At 66.0% G+C, this 20364-nt stretch carries 14 protein-coding genes; 6 read left to right on the top strand and 8 right to left on the bottom strand.

The genetic code is table 11. From position 1 onward, the window contains the following. The first annotated feature begins 40 nt into the window (after positions 1-40). The 3 genes from ILT44_RS12320 to ILT44_RS12330 all read left to right on the top strand — a co-directional run bounded on the left by ILT44_RS12320 (position 41) and on the right by ILT44_RS12330 (position 6875). A complete protein-coding gene (locus ILT44_RS12320; protein WP_204239878.1) occupies positions 41-391 on the top strand; it encodes a winged helix-turn-helix transcriptional regulator in 351 nt (116 codons plus the stop codon). A 117-nt stretch (positions 392-508) separates the two neighbouring features. Beyond that, the gene (locus tag ILT44_RS12325; RefSeq protein WP_204239879.1) at positions 509-5332 is read left to right on the top strand and encodes an NAD-glutamate dehydrogenase; all 4824 of its coding nucleotides are present in this window, start codon (positions 509-511) and stop codon (positions 5330-5332) included. Positions 5333-5495: 163 nt separating this feature from the next. Further along, positions 5496-6875 carry an MFS transporter gene (locus ILT44_RS12330; RefSeq protein WP_204239880.1) on the top strand — a complete coding sequence of 460 codons (1380 nt, stop codon included), beginning with the start codon at positions 5496-5498 and terminating at the stop codon, positions 6873-6875. 150 nt (positions 6876-7025) lie between these two features. On the opposite strand, the gene ILT44_RS12335 is transcribed toward ILT44_RS12330, so the two are convergent. Both ILT44_RS12335 and purH read right to left on the bottom strand, forming a co-directional pair. Then, the gene (locus ILT44_RS12335) at positions 7026-7346 is read right to left on the bottom strand and encodes a heavy metal-binding domain-containing protein (RefSeq protein WP_204239881.1); all 321 of its coding nucleotides are present in this window, start codon (positions 7344-7346) and stop codon (positions 7026-7028) included. Positions 7347-7604: 258 nt separating this feature from the next. Then, complete coding sequence (purH, locus tag ILT44_RS12340; protein ID WP_204239882.1) at positions 7605-9197, bottom strand: bifunctional phosphoribosylaminoimidazolecarboxamide formyltransferase/IMP cyclohydrolase; 1593 nt, start codon at positions 9195-9197, stop codon at positions 7605-7607. Positions 9198-9514: 317 nt separating this feature from the next. On the opposite strand from purH, the gene ILT44_RS12345 reads away from it, so the two are divergent. Beyond that, positions 9515-11227, top strand: a complete 1713-nt coding sequence (locus tag ILT44_RS12345) for a calcium-binding protein (protein WP_204239883.1) — start codon at positions 9515-9517, stop codon at positions 11225-11227. 186 nt (positions 11228-11413) lie between these two features. On the opposite strand, the gene ILT44_RS12350 is transcribed toward ILT44_RS12345, so the two are convergent. From ILT44_RS12350 to htpX, 3 genes are all read right to left on the bottom strand, one after another. Continuing rightward, positions 11414-13171 carry a heparinase II/III family protein gene (locus ILT44_RS12350; RefSeq protein ID WP_204239884.1) on the bottom strand — a complete coding sequence of 586 codons (1758 nt, stop codon included), beginning with the start codon at positions 13169-13171 and terminating at the stop codon, positions 11414-11416. 246 nt (positions 13172-13417) lie between these two features. Continuing rightward, positions 13418-14731, bottom strand: coding sequence for a 16S rRNA (cytosine(967)-C(5))-methyltransferase RsmB (gene rsmB, locus ILT44_RS12355; protein ID WP_204239885.1), 1314 nt, complete (start codon positions 14729-14731; stop codon positions 13418-13420). 3 nt (positions 14732-14734) lie between these two features. Continuing rightward, the gene (gene htpX / locus ILT44_RS12360; RefSeq protein ID WP_204239886.1) at positions 14735-15670 is read right to left on the bottom strand and encodes a zinc metalloprotease HtpX; all 936 of its coding nucleotides are present in this window, start codon (positions 15668-15670) and stop codon (positions 14735-14737) included. 104 nt (positions 15671-15774) lie between these two features. On the opposite strand from htpX, the gene ILT44_RS12365 reads away from it, so the two are divergent. After that, the gene (locus ILT44_RS12365; RefSeq protein WP_204239887.1) at positions 15775-15999 is read left to right on the top strand and encodes a DUF1674 domain-containing protein; all 225 of its coding nucleotides are present in this window, start codon (positions 15775-15777) and stop codon (positions 15997-15999) included. Positions 16000-16053: 54 nt separating this feature from the next. Continuing rightward, on the top strand, positions 16054-17376 hold the full coding sequence (locus ILT44_RS12370; protein WP_204239888.1) for a class I SAM-dependent methyltransferase: 1323 nt from the start codon (positions 16054-16056) through the stop codon (positions 17374-17376). Here the strand turns inward: ILT44_RS12370 and ILT44_RS12375 are convergent. From ILT44_RS12375 to ILT44_RS12385, 3 genes are all read right to left on the bottom strand, one after another. Continuing rightward, a complete protein-coding gene (locus ILT44_RS12375) occupies positions 17346-19004 on the bottom strand; it encodes a saccharopine dehydrogenase family protein (RefSeq protein WP_204239889.1) in 1659 nt (552 codons plus the stop codon). The genes ILT44_RS12370 and ILT44_RS12375 overlap by 31 nt on opposite strands. A gap of 113 nt (positions 19005-19117) precedes the next feature. Beyond that, the gene (locus ILT44_RS12380) at positions 19118-19618 is read right to left on the bottom strand and encodes a L,D-transpeptidase (RefSeq protein ID WP_307826471.1); all 501 of its coding nucleotides are present in this window, start codon (positions 19616-19618) and stop codon (positions 19118-19120) included. 443 nt (positions 19619-20061) lie between these two features. Continuing rightward, positions 20062-20364: AMP-binding enzyme (locus ILT44_RS12385; RefSeq protein ID WP_443673959.1), on the bottom strand; the 303-nt coding region annotated here is incomplete at its 5' end.

Genomic DNA, 20364 nt, shown 5'->3' on the forward strand with positions numbered 1-20364 from the left:
ACGCACAAAAACAGCCCATAGTGTCAAAAAGGATACCGTGATGCCGAGGGTGTCTCCAAGGGTTCCCGGGGTTGAGGGATGCGCCGTCGAGCGGACGCTCAGCCTCATCGACGGCAAGTGGAAGATCGTCATTCTCTACAAGCTCCTGCGCGGAACCTTGCGCTTCAACGAGCTGCGCCGGCTCATCCCTGCCGTCACCCAACGCATGCTCACGCATCAGCTACGCGAATTGGAGGCCGATGGGCTCATCATCCGCACGGTCTATGCCCAGGTGCCGCCCCGGGTCGAATACTCCCTGTCGGCCCGCGGGCGGAGTCTTGAGCCGGTGCTTATGGCCATGAAGGAGTGGGGTGATACGAATCTTTCGTCTCAGGAGGCTCAGGCGGCATAAAGTGTTCGTGCGCTGCAATAACTTGACCCTGTACGGCGCCGACCGGCAGGCTGTCCTTGCGCCGCCTGCCGCTCTGTGGCAACGCTCCCGCAACAACGACAATCAGAGGATACGCGCATGAAGCTGGATACACCGACCAGCGGAAGCGAGTTGACGGCCGAAGCCGTCGCCGTGCTGGAAGCCGGGCACACAGCCACTCCGCCGACCTTCCTGCGTGACCTGTACGGGCGCGTGCCGTCCGAGGACTTGGCCTCCTACGCGCCTCAGACCCTGGCCGATCTCGCTACGGAAGCCTTCGAGCATCTCAAGGTCTCCCGCACCATTGACGGCGCCGACATCCGCCTCCTCGATGTGGAGATCGAGCGCGAGGGCCGGCGCCAGGACGTGACGGTCCTCGAGATCGTCAACAACAACATGCCCTTCCTTCTCGACTCGACCCTGGCCGAGATTGTCGACGAGGGCTACGACCCGCTGCTCGTGGCCCATCCGATCCTGGCTGTGGAACGGGATCCGAGCGGCGCCCTCGTCCGATTGGTGGGCGAGGCCACGGCGGCCCTGCGGCTCGGCGTGAAGCGCGAGAGCTTCATCCATATCCACCTGCCCCGCATCGACGATCCCGAGACCCGCGCCCGCCTGATCGAGGCCATGCGGCGGGTCCACGCCGATGTGTCCCTGGCGGTGCACGACTGGCCGGGCATGCGCGCCCGGGTGACCGAGATCGTGCACAACTACCGCCTTAACCCTCCGCCGCTGCCGGAGGACGAGGTGAAGGAGGCGATCGCCTTCCTCGACTGGATCGCACGGGACAACTTCACCTTCCTAGGATTGCGCGAATACCGCCTGCCGTCCGGCGACAGCGCCGCCGATCCGGTGGAAGGGTCGGGCCTCGGCCTCCTGCGCGACCCAAGCGTGCGCGTGCTGCGCCGCGGCCGCGAGCTGGTCTCCATGTCGCCGGAAATCCGCGCCTTCCTCGCGCGCCCGCAGGCGCTCATCATCACCAAGGCGAACGTGAAGTCCCGCGTCCATCGCCGGGCGCATCTCGACTATATCGGCGTGAAGCTCTTCGACGGCAGCGGTCATCTGCAGGGCGAGCTGCGCATCGTCGGCCTGTTCACGGCGAGCGCCTACACCAACACCACCGGCGAGGTGCCCTACCTGCGCCACAAGGTGGCGAAGGTCACGTCCCGTGCAGGCTTCGATCCGTCGAGCTATGCGGGCCGCGCGCTCCTCAACGTGCTCGAGAACTATCCGCGCGACGAGCTGTTCCAGATCGACGAGGACACGCTCTATCACTTCGCCATCGACATCATGAACCTGTCGGAACGCCCCCGGGTGCGGGTGCTCCCGCGGGTCGACGAATTCGACCGCTTCGTCTCAGTGCTCGTCTTCGTGCCCAAGGAGCGATACGACACGCAGGCGCGCTTGCGCATCGGCCAGTTCCTCGCCAGCGTCTACGAGGGCCGCGTTTCCGCCTCCTATCCGTCCTATCCGGAAGGCCCGCTCGCGCGCACCCATTACATCATCGGCCGCGACGAGGGCCAAACCCCGCAGGTGGCCCGCGAGATCCTGGAAAAGGGCATCGCCGCCATCGTGCGCACCTGGAGCGATGCCCTGCGGGACCAGCTCGACGCCGGTGTCGGCGGGGCGCGTGCGCGTGCGCTCGCCTCCCGCTACGGCGAGGCCTTCAGCGCCGGCTATCGCGAGGCCTTCGGGGCCGAGCAGGCGATCAAGGACATCAGCCTCCTGGAGCAGCTCTCCGAGGCGCGTCCCCGCGCGGTCGATCTCTACCGCCGCGAAGGCGACGACGAGACCCGCGTGAACCTGAAGGTGTTCTCGCTCAACCAGGCCCTGCCGCTGTCGGACCGCGTGCCGCTCCTGGAAAATCTCGGATTCCGCGTGGTCAACGAACGCACCTACCGCGTCGCCTTCACCGGCTCGGACCGGGTGTGGCTTCACGACATGACCCTGGAGCGCGCCACGGGCGGCACGATCCAGATCGACGAGATCCAGGCTCTCATCGAAGCGGCGCTGCTCGCTCTCTTCCGGGGACTTGCCGAATCGGACGCGTTCAACCGCCTCGTGCTCGAAGCGGGCCTCGGCTGGCGCGACGTGGCCATGGTGCGCGCCTTCGGGCGTTACCTGCGCCAGATCCAGGTCACCTACGCGCAGGATTACATCGCCGGAACGCTCGCCCGCCACGGCGCGATCGTGGCCGATCTCGTCAAGCTCTTCTATGCGCGCTTCGACCCGCGCCACGAGAAGGGGCGCGCCGCGGCCGAAGCCGCTCTGCGGGAGCGGATCGAGGAGCAGCTCAAGGAGGTCACGAGCCTGGACGACGACCGGATCCTGCGCCGCTTCATCAACCTGATCGATGCCGCGATCCGCACCAATTTCTTCCAGCTCGAGGACAACGGCCTGCCGCGCCAGACCATCGCGTTCAAGTTCGAATGCGCCAGGGTCGAAGGCCTGCCGCTGCCGAGGCCTCTGTACGAGATCTTCGTCTATTCGCCGCGCGTCGAAGGCGTGCATCTGCGCTTCGGCAAGGTGGCGCGTGGCGGTCTTCGCTGGTCCGACCGGCCGCAGGATTTCCGCACGGAAGTGCTGGGCCTCGTCAAGGCGCAGCAGGTCAAGAACGCGGTCATCGTGCCGGTGGGCGCCAAGGGCGGCTTCGTGCCCAAGCACCTGCCGCCGGCGAGCGACCGGCAGGCCTGGCTCGCGGAAGGCACCGAGAGCTACCGCATCTTCGTGCGCACGCTCCTGCAGCTCACCGACAACATCGAAGGCGACCGGGTGATTCCGCCCGCGGACACCGTGCGCCACGATGGGGACGACCCCTATCTCGTGGTCGCCGCCGACAAGGGCACCGCCACCTTCTCCGACACGGCGAATGCGCTATCCATCGAGAAGGGCCACTGGCTCGGCGATGCCTTCGCGTCCGGCGGCAGCCAGGGCTACGACCACAAGAAGATGGGCATCACCGCCCGCGGCGCCTGGGAGGCGGTGAAACGCCATTTCCGCGAGATCGACATCGATATCCAGACCGTTCCGGTGACGGTGGCGGGCGTCGGCGACATGTCGGGCGACGTGTTCGGCAACGGCATGCTCCTGTCGCGGGCTTTGAAGCTCGTCGCCGCCTTCGACCATCGCGACATCTTCATCGATCCGGATCCGGATCCGGAAGCTTCGTTCAAGGAGCGCGAGCGCCTGTTCAATCTGCCCCGCTCCAGCTGGCAGGATTACGACAAGGCGCTGATCTCCAAGGGCGGCGGCATCTTCTCGCGCAATGCGAAGTCGATTCCGCTGTCGGAGGAAGTGCGCGCGCTGCTCGACCTCGACAAGCCGCAGGCCACACCGGCCGAGGTGATGAACGCCATCCTTAAAGCCCGAGTCGATCTGCTCTGGTTCGGCGGCATCGGCACCTATGTCCGCGCTTCGTCGGAGACGGACGAGCAGGTGGGCGACCGCGCCAACGATGCGATCCGCATCACGGGCCCCGTTGTGCGCGCCAAGGTGATCGGCGAGGGCGCCAATCTCGGGCTCACCCAGCGCGGGCGCATCGAGGCCGCACAGAAGGGCGTGCGCCTCAACACGGACGCCATCGACAATTCGGCCGGCGTCAACACCTCCGACGTGGAGGTGAACATCAAGATCGCACTCACCACGCCGGAGCGCGACGGCCGCCTCACGCAGGACCAGCGCAACGAGCTGCTCGCGGACATGACGGAAGATGTCTCAGGCCTCGTGCTGCGCAACAACTACCTGCAGACCCTGGCGCTCTCGCTCTCCGAGAAGAGCAGCCTGGCCGATCTCGGCTTTGCCCGCCGGCTCATGCACATGCTGGAGGCGCAGGGACGGCTCAACCGCGCGGTGGAGTACCTGCCCGACGACAGCACGCTGGCCGAGCGCGCGCGCCGTGGCGAGTCGTTGACGCGGCCGGAGCTCGCGGTGCTGCTGGCTTACGCCAAGCTCTCCCTGCACGACGAGCTGCTCGAGAGCCCGGTGCCGGACGACCCGTATCTCGGCAAGGAGCTGGAGCGCTATTTCCCTGCTGAGATGCGCGAACGGTTCCCCGACGCGATCGCAAGCCACCGCCTGCGGCGCGAGATCATCGCCACGCAGCTTGCCAATGCCATCATCAATCGCGGCGGGCCGACCATGGTGGCCCGTCTGGTGGATCAGACCGGCGCTGACGCGCCCACCATCGCGGCGGCCTATGCGGCGACCCGCGATTCCTTCGGCCTGACCGAGATGAACCTTGCCATCGACGCCCTCGACGGGGTCGTGCCGGGCCAGGTGCAGCTGCGCCTCTACGGCGAATTGCAGGATCTGCTCATGAACCGGATCGTCTGGTTCATCCGCAACGTGGATTTCGCCAACCACTCCCTCGACCAGATCATCGGCACCTACCGGGCCGGGATCGCCGAGGTCGAGCAGAGCCTCAAGGACACGCTCTCGCCCGAAGCCAAAGCGGCCTGGGAGGCGCGCACGAAGGCGCTGGTGGACGAGGGCACGCCCGAGGAGCTGGCGCGGCGCATCGCGTCGCTGCCCGATCTCGTGGCCGCGCCCGACATCGTGCAGACGGCGCATAAGATCGGAAAACCCGTCGCCGACATCGCCTGCACCCACTTTGCGCTCGAGGCCTCCTTTCGTCTCGGGGCGCTCATCGGCGCGGCGCAGCAGATCACCGTCAGCGACTACTTCGACCGTCTGGCGCTCGACCGCGCCGTCGACAGCATCGCCTATGCCCATCGCGGGCTGACGGCGGAGGTCTCCTCGCATGAGGCGTCCGGGGCCGAAGCCGTCCGCGCCTGGGGCGAGAAGCGCGGCGCCGACGTCAACCGCATCAGAGGCGCGGTGGACGGAATCGTCTCGTCGGGCCTGACGCTGTCCAAAATCACGGTGGCGGCGAGCCTGCTCGGCGATCTGGCGCGTACGACCTGACGGGCCTCTCCCTGAGGGAGAGGTCGACGCACGGCAGTGCGGCGGGTGAGGGGTTATGCCCTTTCCGGACAGCGCTCTCCCCCTCACCCTCACTATGCTCGACCTCTCCCCACCGGGGAGAGGTGAGTCGCGGCAACGTTACGAGCGTGGAAAGCGAAGCCCCGTGAGAGACATCAATCCCCTCGCACCTGCCGCGAAAGCGTCGCGTCCCGCCATCCTGGGCTGGCTCCTGTTCGACTGGGCCTGCCAGCCCTTCTTCACCCTCGTCACCACCTTCGTGTTCGCGCCGTATTTTGCATCGGCGCTCGCGCCCGATCCGGTCGCAGGGCAAAGCCTGTGGGGCTATGCGACGGCGGCGGCGGGGCTCGTGCTCGCGATCCTCTCACCGGTGCTTGGCTCGATCGCCGATGCCACGGGGCCAAAGAAGCCGTGGATCGCCGCCTGCGGCCTCGTGCTCGTCATCGCGTCCTTTGCACTCTGGTATGCCGCGCCGGGACAACCTCACGCCATAGCCATCGCGCTGATCGGTTTCGCCTTCGGCACGGTGGCCGTGGAGGTCGCTGCCGTGTTCAACAACGCCATGATCCCGCATCTGGTGCCGCCCGAGCGCTACGGCCGCCTCTCGGGCACCGGCTGGGCGATGGGCTATTGCGGCGGGCTTGTCTCGCTCGTGATCGTGCTGGGCTTCCTTGCCGCCGATCCCGCGTCGATGAAGACCGTCTTCGGCCTGGACCCGCTCCTCGGCCTCGATCCGGCAGCCCGCGAGGGCGACCGCATCACGGGACCGTTCTCGGCCCTATGGTTCCTCGTCTTCGTGCTGCCGCTGTTTCTGTTCACGCCCGATGTCCCGCGCTCAGGGATGAGCCTGGGGCAGGCGGCGCGAGAGGGCGTGCTGCAGGTGAAGAACACCATCGCGGATGCGCGCCGGCATGCGAGCGTCGGGCGCTTCCTCCTCGCCAACATGGTCTACCAGGATGCGCTGGTCGCGCTCTTCGCCTTCGGGGGCATCTACGGCGCCGGCGTGTTCGGCTGGCAGGCCATCGAGCTCGGCATCTTTGGAATCCTACTCACAATCACCGGCACCATCGGGGCGCTGATCGGCGGGCGGCTTGACGATCGCATCGGCGCAAAGCCCGTGATCCTCGGCGCGATCCTGATCCTCGCGCTCGTCTGCCTCGGCGTTCTGTCCCTCGGGCGTGAGCACATCTTCTTCGTGGTGCCGACCGCGCCGCCCGTGCCGGACGATGGTCTTTACGGCTCCACGCCCGAAAAGGTGTTCGTGCTGCTCGGCCTCGTCATCGGTGCCGTCGCCGGTCCTCTGCAAGCCTCATCCCGCAGCCTGCTCGCGCGTCTCGTGCCGGCTGAGGCCGCCGGACGCTATTTCGGCCTGCTGGCGCTCTCAGGCAAGGTCACGTCCTTCCTTGCCCCGCTCGCCGTCGCCGTCGCCACCGCGATCTTCCAGACTCAAGGAGCAGGACCGGCGGTGCTGATCCTGTTCCTGTGCGTCGGCTTCTGGCTGTTGAGCGGTGTGAAGCGGGTGTGAGGAACCGCAACCTGTCATCCCGGGGCCGCGCAGCGGAGCCCGGGATCCATAAACGCCGACGGTGCAGAATCGCACGCGACCTTGTTCGCCTCTTTTTGAGACGCCGTGGTTATGGATCCCCGCCTTCGCGGGGATAACGCGGAGAGGGCCTCACTCCAGCGTCACCGCCGTGCCGCTGACCGACACCATCATCATGCCCTCGTTCTTGCCCAACGCGCCGTAATCGAGATGGACGCCGACGATGGCGTTCGCGCCCAGGCGCTGCGCCTCCTCGGTCATTTCCTGCAGGGCCGTGTCGCGTCCATCGCGCAGCACGCGCTCGTAGGAGCCCGAGCGCCCGCCCACCACGTCGCGGATGGAGGCGAAGAAATCGCGGAACACGTTGGCGCCGAGAATCGCCTCGCCCGAGACGATGCCGCGATAGGAAGCGATGCGGTGGCCTTCGATGGTGGGCGTCGTGGTGATGATCATGGGGCTCTCCTTCTGCTCTGTTCAATATGGGGGCAGAAGGGAAGATCGTCATCCCGGACGAAGCGCAGCGAAGATCCGGGATCGCGTGCAGGATGGAGCGTCTTTCTTTCCGTCATCCCCGGACTTGTTCCGGGGATCCACGTCTTTGCTGCCCTTAAAGACGTGGATGGCCGGGACAAGCCCGGCCATGACGAGGAGAATTTGGTGAGCGATCCCGGGTTGCGCTATGCGGCCCCGGGATGACGTACTTTCTTAAATTCAATGCCGGAAGTGCCGGTGCCCCGTGAACACCATGGCGAGCCCTGCCTCGTCGGCGGCCTTGATCACCTCGTCGTCGCGCATGGAGCCGCCGGGCTGGATCACGGCGGTGGCGCCGGCCTCCGCCGCGGCGAGCAGGCCATCCGCGAAGGGGAAGAAGGCGTCGGAGGCCACCACCGAGCCCTTGGCGAGGGTCTCGGGCAGGCTGGCGGCCTTCGCGGCCTCGGCGGCCTTCCAGGCGGCGATGCGCGAGGAATCGACGCGGCTCATCTGGCCGGCGCCGATGCCGACGGTGGCGAGGTCCCTGGCATAGACGATGGCGTTCGACTTCACGTGCTTGGCGACGCGGAAAGCAAAGCGCAGATCCTCGAGTTCGCGCTCCGTGGGCGCGCGCTTCGTCACCACCTTCAGGTCCATGGCGTCGACCACTGCATTGTCGCGGTTCTGCGCCAGGAAGCCGCCGGCCACCGTGCGCAGGGTCAGGCCTGCCTGACGCGGATCGGGCAGGGATCCTGCGAGCAGCAGGCGCAGGTTCTTCTTGGCGGCGACAATGGCGATGGCTTCGTCCGTCGCATCGGGGGCGATGATCACCTCGGTGAAGATCTCGGTGATGGCCTTGGCCGCTTCCGCATCGAGCGGGCGATTCATGGCGACGATTCCGCCGAAGGCCGAGACCGGATCGCAGCGCAGGGCCTTCTCGTAGGCCTCGCGCAAGGACACACCTTCCGCCACGCCGCACGGATTGGCGTGCTTGACGATCACGATGGCGGCGGAGCGCTCCGGTGCGAATTCGGCCACGGCCTCGTAGGCCGCATCGGTGTCGTTGATGTTGTTGTAGGAGAGCTGCTTGCCCTGCACCTGCCGCGCCGTGGCGACGCCGGGGCGGTTCTCCGGCGTGCGGTAGAAGGCGGCGCTCTGGTGCGGGTTCTCGCCGTAGCGCATCACTTCCGCAATCGAGCCGCCAAGCGCCCGGAACGGCGGTGTCGCCTCACTAAGCTCGTCGGCGAACCAGTTGGAGATCGCCGCATCGTAGGCCGCCGTGCGGGCATAGGCCTTCTGGGCGAGGCGGCGGCGCAGGGTGAGCGTCACCGAGCCGTCGTATTGCGCAAGATCGTCGAGAACGGACGCATAATCGGCGCCGTCCACCACCACGGCCACGTCCCCGTGGTTCTTGGCCGCCGCGCGGATCATCGCGGGGCCGCCGATGTCGATGTTCTCGATGCAGTCGTCGTAGGGCTTGCCGGCCGCTACCGTCGCCTCGAACGGGTAAAGGTTCACCACCAGGAGATCGATGGGCTGGATGCCGTGCGCCAGCATCGCCGCCTGATGCTCGGGGTTCTCGCGGATGCCCAGCAGGCCGCCATGGACGGCCGGATGCAGCGTCTTCACGCGCCCATCCATCATTTCGGGGAACCCCGTGACCTCGCTCACGTCCTTCACGGGCAGACCCGCCTCGCTCAAGGCCTTGTGCGTGCCGCCGGTGGAGACCAGCTCGGTGCCGCGCTCGGACAGCGCGCGGGCGAAGTCCACGAGACCCGTCTTGTCGGATACGGAAAGCAGAGCGCGGGTGACGTGCTTCAGGTCGCTCGGCATGGCGGGCCGCTCCATCAAGGGAAAAGATGCGGGCGCGATAACACGGCAGGCTAAGGATGGGAACCAGTGAGGGCAGAGTTTCAGGACACTCTGCTCTTGCGCGCGGCAGAGTAATGATTTCAAGTCGTTCTATAGTAAAAATGCTTCGACTGCTGCTCACAATAACCAAAGACTACCATTATTGGTTAATTGTAAGACCATTCTCCAAATCTAAAGATAAGTATCCGTCAAATGACCACAGTAATGGAAAGTGGCGGAGAGCATCTATTGCAACCGGCGATAAGAGACCGGCCTCAGTGTGGGAATGGGAGGACTACATGGCACAGATCACTGGCACGAATAATCCTGATCTCCTGGCAGGCACAGACGACCCCGACACAATCAATGGCCTTGATGGCGACGATACGATCTCCGGAGGCGCGGGCAACGACACGATCGATGGTGGCGCCGGCAACGATATGATCAGCGGCGAGGCTGGGAATGACCGGCTTCTCGGCGGCACCGGCAACGACACGATCTTCGGCGGCGGCAGCATCGGCCCCAATGGTGTTGATACAATCGATGGCGGTGACGGAGACGATACGATCTTTGGCGAGGATGGCCGCGACAGCATCGTGGGCGGTAACGGCAACGACACGCTCGATGGCGGGGCAGCCAACGACACCATCCAGGGAGCGGCAGGCGACGATGTGATGAATGGCGGCCTGGGCGGGGACCGGGTCGCTGGCGGCGACGGGAATGACACTGTTCTCGGCGACGACGGGAACGATACGCTCGATGGCGATGACGGCAATGACTCTCTTGATGGCGGAGTTGGGCGGGATGTCCTGTTTGCGGGCGAAGGCAACGATGTTCTGCTCGGCGGCGAGGGCGACGACGAGCTGTTTGGCGATGAAGGTGACGATACGCTTTCCGGCGGAAGCGGCGATGACGAACTGGAGGGAGACGCCGGGGCCGATCAGCTCGAAGGCAATCTCGGGGACGACCGTTTCACATTCTTCATGGGTGAGTTCAATCCAAGTTCGACCTTCGCCACGCACGATACGATCTTGGATTTCGAAGGAGCTGGAGTGGAAGGGGGCGACGAGCTTAACCTCGCACGAACGCTGCTCGTGTTCGGTGGTGAAGTATCTATCGATCCGACACTTGGCGCGCCTCTCTCGGGCGCAGGCAATGGACTGACGGAATTGGTCTATACGGTTCGGGACGGCCATACATGGCTGCTGGCGGACGAGAATGACAATGGCCTTCTCGACAGCACCGACTTCGCCGTCAAGTTCGTCGGCGAGTTTGACTTCACAGAGGCGGATTTCAACACGGGAAGCAGCGGGACGACGTTCGTCATCGCCGGCACCGGGAAGAGCGACACCCTCTCCGGCACGGACGGCGATGACGTGATCTACGGTCTCGGTAAAAACGACGCCTTGTTCGGCCTCGGTGGTGACGATGAGATGCATGGCAACGATGGCAATGACATGCTCGATGGCGGCACCGGGTTCAATACGCTTCATGGGGAGGCAGGCAACGATACCCTCTCCCTGAAAGACAGCGACAGCGGCGGCAGCGCCTTCGGCGGAACGGGCAACGACCGGCTGATCGGCAGCGATGCCGGCTTCTTTTCCGAGCTGTACGGCGAAGAGGGCAACGATATCCTCCAGGCCGGCGCGAGCGGCAGTTCACTGATCGGTGGCAATGGAGGAGACCGACTGGTGGGCAGCGCTGGCCAGGATCAATTCACCGGCGGCGCAGGGGTGGATCAGTTCGCCTTCGGTGCAGTCTGGAGCGATTCAACCTTCTCTGGAGACATCATTTGGGACTTCGAGGATGGGGCCGAAAAGATCGACCTCAGAGGAACCGGCTTGACCTTCGAGGATCTGACCATCGAAAATATCGTTGTCAACGATTTCTTCGCCTACGCGACAATTAGCAATCCCACGGCAGGGTTTATCGAGGTGCGCGCCGCATTCGACGAGAACTTCGTCTCACGGGTTCACATTGACAGCTCTGACTTCCTATTTAGCGCCTTGTAGGCGCTAGCGGGAGATACCTGCAGTAAAGCTATAGGATACGGAAGGCGGGGAATCCTCCCGCCTTCTTTCGATCGGCGCTCTCGCGCAAGCGGCCTTATCTGAATTAGAGCGGACCCCTATCGAGACCTGTGACGCAAAGGGTCGCAAATCACACAACTGCACAGGCACCAATTTCACAGATCGTCTTCAAATCAGCTCCGGCCCCTGTTCCTGAGGCTGCTCCGGGCTGAAGCTGCGCGCCAGGCGCTCGAAGCGCCAGCGCACGGACGGCGTCTCGCTCGGGCGAACGGCCAGCACGATCTGCTCCGTGCGGCGCATGCCATCGGCGGTGGCCAAAAACACGCTGTCCTCGATCTCCGCCTCGATGGGAGCCGCCGAGAACTGCCAGGCCTCCCGGTTGGGCAGGACCAGCATCACCACGCGGCCTCCTTGAGCGCGGCTCGCCTTGATGCCGGGGGCGAGATGGAAGCGGATGATCGCCTGGGCCGTGCCGGCGTTGCCGCCCTCGCTCCAGAAGCTGTCCTCGCCTTCCAGCACGTTGCCCTTGGGCGCGAGCTGCCAGCGCCGCTCGTGGGTGATGCCGAAGCGCGCCTTGTAGCCGTCGTGGCTGGCAGAGAGAAGCTGCGCATGCTCGCGCTCGCTGCGTTCCGCCGCCACCCGCTCCGGGCCGCTGAGGACGACCGGGCCGACGCGGCGCACGAGCCAAGCGGAGATTCTGCGCTGCAGCCAGCTCCCCTTCTTGTCGACGATCTGGCAGGAGGAGATGTCGTTGATGGAGGCGGTGGAATGCGCCACCGTCGAGCGCGAGGCCTGGATGATCGTGGTGCCCGCGATCTGCGGCATGCCGCAATTGACCACGATGCGCTGCGCGGCGCTCGAGAACTCGAAGGACAGGCAGCCCGCGGCAGCCTCCTGGGACAGGGCGCGCGGCGGCGGGGCGCCCACATCGGCGACCACCAGCGTACGCCCGGCCTCCAGCCGCTCGTAGCCGGAGTGCGGCGCGTGCTGAATCGGCTGGCTGCGCATGTCGTCATAGGTCAGCAGCGTCGCCAGGTGATCGGCCGCCGTCACGCCCATGCCGTTGAAATGGGACAGGGTGCCGTCGCCGTGCCGGAACAGGCGCACCATCGGCAGCATGCGGTCGATGGCATGGAGCAGAGCCTCGGGCGTGTCGACCTCGCGGCTCGCGAACATCTGGCGCAAGGGGAGAAGGTCGAACAGCAATTCGACGACGAGCCGCGGGTTGCGGCTCGCGTGCCCGCCGTCGGCGAGGATCTGCCGGTCGAGTTCGCGGGCCAGCAGCCGGCTCGCCCGGCGCAAGGTGCGGTCGAGGCCTTCGCAGCACAGGCCGGCATAGCAGAGCGCGATCGCCGCCATGAGCTGCTGATAGGGCAGGGCGCCGGCGCGGATCTCGCGCTCCAGATTGCGCACGTGCTGCCCGATGATTTTCAGGAACCGCTGGTAGAAGGCATGATCGGCCCCCTCCAGGATCAGGGGCGACTGGCTGATGAAGGACATGAGCCGGCGCGCCGTGACCTCCGGGCTGCAGGCGAGGCGCTTGTCGCCGAGCTTGGAGGTGACGAACTCGTCCACCAGGGAGCGAGCATTGGCCTGGGCGAGCGCCGTGCCGGCGGCCCTGAGATGCCGCAGCCAGCCGAAGCCGTAGAGCGCTTCGCCCCAGGCGCGGCTTGGCGGCGCGAAGGCGAAGGGCGAGCGTCCGCCCGTGGTGATGGCGCGTCCGGAAAAGGCGAAGAAGCCGGAATAGATGTCGGTCGCGATGGTCGGATCGGCCGTGCGCAGATCCTGCGGCGCGAAGAGCAGCCGCGTGGGTACGGGCGCGCTGGAGAGCCGGGACAGGCTCCAGACCGTGCTCTCGCGCAGGGCGCGGCCTGCCTCGCGAGCGGCAAGCCTGTACAAACGCCAGCGATCCGGCCCGAAATCCACCCGTGGCGCTCCCTTGTTCGCTTAAGAGCCCTGACAAAACCAACCTGAGCCTCATCCTGAGGAGGACCGTGAGGTCCATCTCGAAGGACGAGGCGCCTCCAGAGATCACTGAACCCTCCTTCGAGACGCCTGCTGCGCAGGCTCCGCAGGATGAGGGGGCTTTGTTAGACGCTCCAAATCTCTGTCAGCTTAGAAGAGGAGTTCCTGCTGACTGGTTAACAACAGGTAAGGGACGATTCACCATCGTCAGGTTTGGGTGTGAACAAACCGTGCGACAAAGAATCCGTCGAGACCGCTGCGGTCGTGCTCCGCAAGAACCTGCTGGCTCGGCAGGGTCCGCACGTCTCCTTCCGGCGTGATGCATTCTGCAAAACCGCCGATCTCGTCGGGGGTGACGGGCACGCGCGCGAACTCGGGGTGGCGCGCCAGGAAGGCTTCAGCCTGCCGCTCGCCTTCCTCGGCCTCCAGCGAGCAGGTGCAATAGACCAGCCGCCCGCCGGGTTTGAGCAGGCCCGCCGCCTTATCGAGGAGGCGGCTCTGGAGCCCTGCGAGCTTGCGGATATCCTCTTCGCTCTTGGTCCAGGCCACGTCCGGGTGGCGGCGGATGGTGCCGGTGGCCGAGCAGGGCGCATCGAGCAGGATCGCGTCGAAGGGCGCCGCGTCGAGCTTTTCCGCGTCGATGGCGCGGATCTCGGCCTTCAGGTTCAGGCGGGCGAGGTTGTCCTCAAGCCGCTGGAGGCGTCTCGCCGAGCGGTCGACGGCGAGCACCTCGGCGCCGGCCGCGGCGAGCTGGGCGGTCTTGCCGCCGGGCGCGGCGCACAGATCGGCGATGCGCTCGCCGGGCTTGGGCTGAAGCAGGCGGGCGGGCAGGGCGGCGGCGGCATCCTGCACCCACCATTCGCCCTCCTCGAAGCCGGGAAGCTCGCGGATGGCGGTGCGCTCGACGAGGCGGATGCTGCCGGTGGGCAGGAGCGCGCCGCCGAGACGCTCGGCCCAAGCCGCCGGATCGCTCTTCACGGTCAGATCGACGGAAGCCATCGCGCGATGCGCCTCGGCGATCTTCTGGGCCAGCGGTTCGCCGTATTGCGCGATCCAGCGCTCCTCGACCCAGGCGGGCGTGTCGAGGAAAGGGTCGTTCTCGGCGAGAATGGCCTCGCGCTCACGGGCCACGCGGCGCAAGACGGCGTTGATGAAGCCGCCCGCGTGATGGAGCTTGGGATCGTTCTGGGCGAGCTGCACGGCGCTGTCGACGACCGCATGGTCTGGCACGTCGAGAAACAGGATCTGCGCCGCGCCGGTGGCGAGCAGATGCATCAGGCGTTCGTCCTTCGGCGGCTTGTTGAGCCGCTCGCGCAGGACATGGCCGAGGGTGCCGAGGCGCCGGAAGGTCACGATGGCGATGGCGCGGGCGAGCGCCTCGTCGCGCGGGGAAAGGTTTTCCGCCCGCGCCAGCTCCTCCATCACGTCGTCGAGGGGCACGCGGCGCTTGAGGGTCTCCGTCACCGCCATCCAGGCAAGACGGCGGGGGCCGAGGCCGGTTTGTTCGTCCGATTGTTCCAAAATTTATCCCCAAGGCCCGCGGCGGGTGCCGGTCGAGCCCCCAACGGAGCCCCATGGACCCGATGAACTCTGCGTGAAGAAGCCGCTTTGCGGCGATGAGCCCATCTCCTGCGCCAAAGCGTGGAGCGCCGCAATCCGGTTTTCCGTCGCGGGGTGGGTGGAGAACAGGTTGTCCACGCCCTGGCCCGAGAGCGGATTGATGATGAAGAGCGAGGCCGTCGCCGGGCGGCGCTCCGCATCCGGGTTGGGAATGTGCGCCACGCCGCCGGCGATGCGGGCGAGCGCCGAGGCCAGAGCCATCGGCTGGCCGCTGATCTCGGCACCCATTCGGTCGGCGTCGTATTCCCGCGAGCGACTGATCGCCATCTGGATGATCATGGCGGCGATGGGCGCGAGGAGCGCAGTCGCCAGCATCACGATGGGATTCGGCCGCTCGTCGCCGCGCCCGCCGAAGAGGAAGCCGAACTGGGCCAGTGTCGCGATGGCGCCGGCGATGGTGGCGCTCACCGTCATGATCAGGGTGTCGCGGTTCTTGATATGCGCCAGCTCGTGCGCCATCACGCCGGCGATCTCGTCGCGGGAGAGCATGTGCAGCAGGCCGGTGGTGGCGGCGACCGCCGCGTTCTCCGGGTTGCGGCCGGTGGCGAAGGCGTTGGGCTGCGGGTTGTCGATGAGATAGACCCGCGGCATGGGAAGCCCGGCGCACTGGCTCAGATCGCGGATCATGAAGACCAGCTCGGGGGCCGTATGCTCGTCCACCTCGACGGCGTGATGGGCGGCGAGCGCCAGCCGGTCCGAGTTCCAATAGGCGAAGAGGTTGGTCGCAAGGCCGAGACCCAACGCGATCATCATGCCGGTGCCGCCGCCGAGAAAATAGCCGACGATTCCGAACAGGGCCATCAGGCCCGCCAGCAGCATTCCGGTCTTGACGGTGTTCATCGGGGTCTCCACCTCGTGGTCAACACGACATCCATCCTCCGATCCCTATGTGGGAACGGTCCAGCTCCCTCCCAAGAGGGCTCGCAATCTGCAAAAGGCGGCTTATGAGCACGAACGATCATCCTGAGCGTCCCATCGAGGGCGCGGCCCCCGGCAAGCCTCTCACGCCTGCCGCCCAGCGGGCCCTGGAAGAGGCCGCCCAGCGTCGCCTCGCCATCGATGCCCGCGCGACCGAGATCGCCAAGCAGAAGGAGTTGCAGGGCCGCGGCGGTCTCGAGCCTGTCCGCTACGAGGATTGGGAGGTGAAGGGGCTGGCGAGCGACTTTTAAGCAATTGTGTATCGGCAAGGCCCCGCTTAGTCTCACCCCGAACGGGGGAGCGGTATGAGCGAAACGGTACGGCTGGGGATGTTTCGGGAGCTGTTGAGCGACGCGCACCGGGCGCTCGGCCTCCAGTTCGGTTTCGAGCTGTGGGACGGCTCGACGATTCCGGCTGATCTGCCGTCCTATGCCATGCGGCTCGTCGTCAGGCGCGAGAGTGTGATCGCGGCTCTCCTGCGGCGCCCGAACCTGGACACGGCGCTCAATGCCTATGTAGCCGGCCTACTCGATCTCAAGAACGGCACGATCTTCGACCTCGCCGACCAGCGTCCGCGTGGGAAGGTGGGAAGGCAGCTCAAGAGCTTGAGCAAGCTGAAGGCCCTCAAGACCGCTTATCATTTCCTGCGTGCGCCGGCCGACATGCCGCGGCCGCTGGCCAGGGTCGAGGACAAGGCTGACGCCCGCGATGGCAAGCCCCAGACCAACAAGCGCAACGTCGCCTACCATTACGACGTGTCGAACGAGTTTTACCAACTCTTCCTCGACCCGGAGATGGTCTATACCTGCGCCTATTTTCAGCCGGACTGGCATGACGACCTCGCCCGCGCGCAACGGGACAAGCTCGACATGATCTGCCGCAAGCTGCGGCTCAAACCCGGTGAGCGCCTGCTCGACATCGGCTGCGGCTGGGGCGCACTGATCTGCCATGCGGCTCAGCATTACGGGGTCAAGGCCACGGGCGTGACGCTGGCCGAGGAGCAGGCGAAGCTCGCGCGCGACAAGATCGCGCGGCTCGGTTTGCAGGACCGCGTCGAGGTTCTCCTGAAGGATTTCACGCAGGTGGAGGGTGAGTTCGACAAGATCTCCTCCATCGGCATGTTCGAGCAGGTGGGGATTGCCAATTACCCTTCCTATTTCACCGCCGTGCATCGCCTGCTCAGACCGCGCGGGCTTTATCTCCATCACACCATCGCCCGGCGCGCCAAGCGCAGCGACAGGGCGTTCCGGAAGCTGAAGCCCGAGTACAAGGCGCTCACCCGCTACATCTTCCCCGGCGGCGAGCTCGACCATCTCGGCATGTCCGTCGCCAACCTGGAGAGCCACGGCTTCGAGGTGCACGACGTGGAGGCCTGGCGCGAGCATTACCAGCGCACGACGCGGCTGTGGTGGGAGAACCTCAACGCCCGCCGGACGGAGGCGGAGAGCCTAGTCGGGCCGGAGAAGACCCGCATGTGGCTGCTGTATCTGGCCGGCTGCTCGCTCGCCTTCGAGCGCGCCGCGGTGGGCGTGAACCAAACCCTCGCCTCCAAGCGCACCCGCGGGCCATCAGGACTTCCGTCGACGCGGGCGGATCTCTACGTCTCGTCCGGCTCAAGCCAGCCCTGATAGGAAACGAGCGGCCCGATCCAGGGCAGTCCGACCTGCACATCGAAACGATAGCGGCTCGTCTCATCGACAAAGGCTCTCGCGGACGTTTGCGGCGCGAGGCGGCGCGGAAGGCGCAACAGCCCGATCCGCCAGCCAAGAGCCGCAAGATCGAAGCCGGATTTGTGTGGCGCGATCTCAAGCTCGAACGTGAAGGGGCCGAAGCGTTCGTGAAGACGATGTGGCAAAGGACCCGCGCTCAGCACGCTGCGAAACGTGAAGCGCCCGAAGCGGCGAACCCATATCTCCTGGTTGCCCCGCCGCTCCAAGGTCACGTGGGCCGGCGTTTCCGATGGGCCTGCCGGAAACCCGAACAGCCGCGCGATCAACCGTCCTGTCCGGCTTCGCGCCCCCTCGACGGTCGCGCGACCGCGAAGGCGAACCCTGGAAGCTGTATGAATTCGGCGCACGGGAGGTGGAAGACAGCCCACATCGGGGCCGAGGATTCGCTCGAACAGGCTGGCTGCATCCGGCCAGCCGATATCGCGCCGTGCCGTGATGCGAAAACGCTCGAACTCCTTTTCGATTGCTGCAAGGGGAAGGCGGTCGCATGCGATATGCGCACCTACCGCCGTAGCAGATCCGTCGAGCAGAGTGCGGATCTGCGCAAGCGCCGGCAAGACGGGGATGTGGGGGCCGTCGCCGGCTTCCGCGACAAGGGACCAGATCGCAAGGGTTGAGCGTCCCGCGCCATCCCGGCCGCTGACCTCCACGCTCATGCCGCCCCGATCGGTGCCGAGGCGCTCGAACAAAGCTGCGATCTTCTGCAATACAGGCGCGCAGAAGCGCAGTGAGCGGACCAATCCGGCCCGGACCGGCAAGGTCAGCATCCAGAGACCCAGGTGCAGGCAGGAGAGTTCGAGCCCTGCCTGAAATCGCGCGGTGCGAACGGAAGGGTAGCGGGCCGGAAGCAGGTCTAGGTCGGGTGTTTCGCACAAGGAGAGCCAACGCCGCCCAAGGCCCGGCATGTCGCGCCTGACGAGTTCCCCCCATCCGGGCCGGGTCGTCCACTGCCCATGGGTCCACACGCGAACAGGCTGCCCGGCATAGGCCAGAATGGCCTCGACCACCGACAGACCCCGCGGAGCACGATTGCCGGGCGAAATGGCGACCGTGATCGCATCGATCTGCCGCCATCCTTCGGTCAAGGCCGTCACGGCGGCGCCTGACAGAGCCGGAGTCGAGCTTGCTCCCGTGACGGCCAGCACGCCGGCGGCGCGGGCCTCGCCATCCAAGGCACCAAAGCGCATTACGAAATCGCGCGCATCCGCGAGGTCGACATAATGGCAGCCCGCTGCGATCGCAGCCCTCGCCAGATGAGGCTCGGCTCCCTGGAAGGGACCTGCCGCATCGACGACGCAAAAAGCTTTGGTTGCTTGAAGACCTGTCAAGGCCGCGTCCCGGTCGATCCGTGTCGCCTCGATTCGATCTTGTCCGTAAAGGCGCCGAAGCTTCTCGACAAAACCCTGCTGGCGGTGGAGGGTCCGCCCGCCGACGATGACGGTCACGTCAGTGGTCGCCAGCAATCCTTCCACGAGCCGCTGTCCGAAAGCTCCCGCACCACCGACGACGAGGACGCGGGGTTTCATCGGAAGCTTGCCCCGCAAGGTCCATGCCGGCGGCGCAGAAGGCAGCTGCAATTGCAATCAGGCTTCATGCATCATGATATAACCTGATCAGAGATGCCTAGTAAGGCCTTTGGCTATCGCTCCACAATGACGCGTGTGCCGACGCTTACCTGATCGTAGAGATCGACGATGTCCTCGTTGAGCATGCGGATGCAGCCGTAGGACGCGAAGGTGCCGATGGAGCTCGGGCGGTTGGTACCGTGAATGGCGTATTCGTCGAGGTTGAGGGTCAGCGCCCGCGCGCCCATGGGGTTGTTCGGCGCGCCGCCGGGGATCACGTCGGGCAGGCGCGGGTTGTCGCGCTTCACCTCCGCCGGCGGCGACCAGGCGGGCCGCACGTACTTGCCGTCGATCTGCGCCTCGCCGAACCATTGCTTGCCCGGCTTGCCCACGGCCACCCGGTAGCGCAGGGCCGTGCCGTCGCCGCGCACGTAGTAGAGCTTCCGCTCAGCCGTCTTGATGACGATGGTGCCGGGCGACACACGCCCCTCAAAGGGCACGACCTCGCGGGCCGATGCGGCATGGGTGGTGAAGGCGATGCCCACGAGGGCCGCCAAGGTGAAGGCTGCGCGGATGCTCACGTCTCGAACCCTCCTGCGGACAAGGTGAGGATGAGACGCGAAAGATAAGGCTACGGTTCCGTCAGGCTCAGGACCGTCGTCCTGGACGGAGCGCAGCGAGGATCCGGGATCGGGTGCAGGATGTGCTGCTATTCCCTCCCCCTTGCGGGGAGGGGCAGGGGTGGGGGTGGTTTGACTGGATGAAACCTTCCCATTTGTCATGGCCGGGCCTGTCCCGGCCATTCCGATGCTGTGAGGCTCAGCGCTTCATCCAATCGGGATCACCGGCACAAGGCCGGTGATGACGGGGTAGAAAGCATTGCCTGTCCTCATCAAGCGCAGCGTTCTGACTTTGCGACCCCCACCCTCAATCCCTCCCCGCAAGGGGGAGGGAAGAAGGGGCCACGCTCTGGCCCGATCCCGGATCGGCTGCACCGTCCGGGATGACGCGTTTGCTACTACGCCGCCTGCGTGCGCTTGTTCTGCCTGTTCGTGATCAGGTCGTCGACCACCGCCGGGTCGGCGAGGGTCGAGGTGTCGCCGAGTGAGCCGAACTCGTCCTCGGCGATCTTGCGCAGGATGCGGCGCATGATTTTTCCGGAGCGCGTCTTGGGCAGGCCCGGCGCGAACTGGATCAGGTCCGGCGAGGCGATGGGGCCGATTTCTTTTCGCACCCAGGCGACCAGCTCCTTGCGCAGCTCCTCCGACGGCTCCTCGCCGGCCATCAGGGTGACATAGGCGTAGATGCCCTGGCCCTTGAT

This window comes from Microvirga arvi (assembly GCF_016892765.1).
GTDB classification, from domain to species: domain Bacteria; phylum Pseudomonadota; class Alphaproteobacteria; order Rhizobiales; family Beijerinckiaceae; genus Microvirga; species Microvirga arvi.